This window comes from Streptomyces katrae, from assembly GCF_000966975.1.
GTDB classification, from domain to species: domain Bacteria; phylum Actinomycetota; class Actinomycetes; order Streptomycetales; family Streptomycetaceae; genus Streptomyces; species Streptomyces katrae.
The window spans coordinates 1-452 of sequence record NZ_JZWV01001615.1; the positions used below are offsets into that span (position 1 = coordinate 1).

1 protein-coding gene is annotated in these 452 nt (G+C 70.4%); it reads right to left on the bottom strand.

All coding sequences use genetic code 11. From position 1 onward, the window contains the following. Positions 1-205: 205 nt before the first annotated feature. On the bottom strand, positions 206-452 hold a 247-nt coding region (locus VR44_RS39630), incomplete at its 5' end, for a hypothetical protein (RefSeq protein ID WP_045952548.1).

Below are 452 nucleotides of genomic sequence, written 5' to 3' on the forward strand. Positions count from 1 at the left end.
TACGCGCTCCCCTTTTCTCGGCGTCCGCCGCCCGCCTGGGGTCGCTGCCTGCAGCAAAGGACGACGGAATCGTCCCCCGGCGCCGGGAGGCGCGCCAGATCGCTACGCGCTCCCCTTTTCTCGGCGTCCGGCGGCCGTCCGGGGCCGATGCCTGCACCGGAGGACGAACGGATCGTGCTGCGGAGCGCGCAGGCGCGACAGATCGCTACGCGCTGCCCGGATTGCGGCGTCCGGCGGCCGTCTGGGGCTGGTCATAGGCGGGCACGACGTTTTCGACGGCGGTGGTGAATTCTCGGCCGGATGCGGCGCGGATGTAGGCGAGTTCCATCCAGCGCTCGTAGGTGAGGCAGTCCGAGACGTTCTCGTTGATGACGGCCATCAGCTCCCCCTCGGTGCCGGAGGCGATGTCCCGGACACGGCTGCGCAGCAGGCGGTGGGGGACGTACTCGTAC